Origin of the sequence: Bradyrhizobium sp. 179 (genome assembly GCF_023073535.1) — a bacterium.
GTDB lineage: Bacteria > Pseudomonadota > Alphaproteobacteria > Rhizobiales > Xanthobacteraceae > Bradyrhizobium.
The window spans coordinates 1-918 of sequence record NZ_JADPJR010000018.1; the positions used below are offsets into that span (position 1 = coordinate 1).

At 65.3% G+C, this 918-nt stretch carries 1 protein-coding gene; it reads left to right on the plus strand.

From position 1 onward, the window contains the following. The first annotated feature begins 6 nt into the window (after positions 1-6). Complete coding sequence (locus IVB12_RS03365) at positions 7-846, plus strand: IS110 family transposase (protein ID WP_346658478.1); 840 nt, start codon at positions 7-9, stop codon at positions 844-846. The last annotated feature ends 72 nt before the right edge of the window (positions 847-918 follow it).

Genomic DNA, 918 nt, shown 5'->3' on the forward strand with positions numbered 1-918 from the left:
CGCGTCATCAGCCGCTATGGCCATGAGGTGCGGCTGATGCCGCCGGCGTATGTGAAGCCCTATGTCAAGCGCAACAAGAACGACGGTCGTGACGCCGAGGGGATTTGCGAAGCTGTGACCCGACCGACGATGCGGTTTGTTCCGGTGAAGAGCGTCGCACAACAGGCGATGCTGGCGGTTCATGGCGCGCGTGCCTTGCTGGTCCGGCAGCGGACGATGGTGGCAAACGCCTTGCGAGCCGCGCTGAGTGAGCTCGGGATCGTTGCTGCGCAAGGATATCAGGGGCTGTGTGAGCTGATGGCCCGGCTCGAAGAACCGAGCGAGGAGGTTCCGGAGATGATGCGCGGCGCCCTGTTGATGCTGGCCAAGCACTGGCAGGCGCTCAATGCCGATGAACGGGGGCTCGAACGGCAGATCGCCAAGGCTGCCCGCTGCGATCGCGACGCCAAGCGGCTCATGGATGTTCCAAGCGTCGGCCCGATCATCGCCAGCACGGTCCTGGCCAAAGTGCCCGACGCAACAGTGTTCCGCTCTGGGCGTGACTTTGCGGCCTGGATCGGGATCACCGGCAAGGATCATGGCACCGGTGGCAAGCATCGCCCGGGGCGCATCTCCAAACGGGGCGACCGCGTGCTGCGCGCGCTGCTGATCAGCGGAGCCAGTGCCCATTTGCGACAGCAGAAGGCGCGCGGCGTCACCGATCCGTGGTTGCGTGATCTGCTGGCGCGGCGGCCTTACAAGGTCGCCATGGTGGCCTTCGCCGCAAAAACCGCCCGGATCATCTGGGCCATGCTGGTCAAAGGAGAAGCTTACCGAGACCGCGCGAGCGCGCCGGCTGCGGCCTAGTTGAGGGGCAACAGCCGCCGCGCTCGCGCTCCACGCCTATCGGAAGGGCACTTAAGGTGTGATGGCAAATGG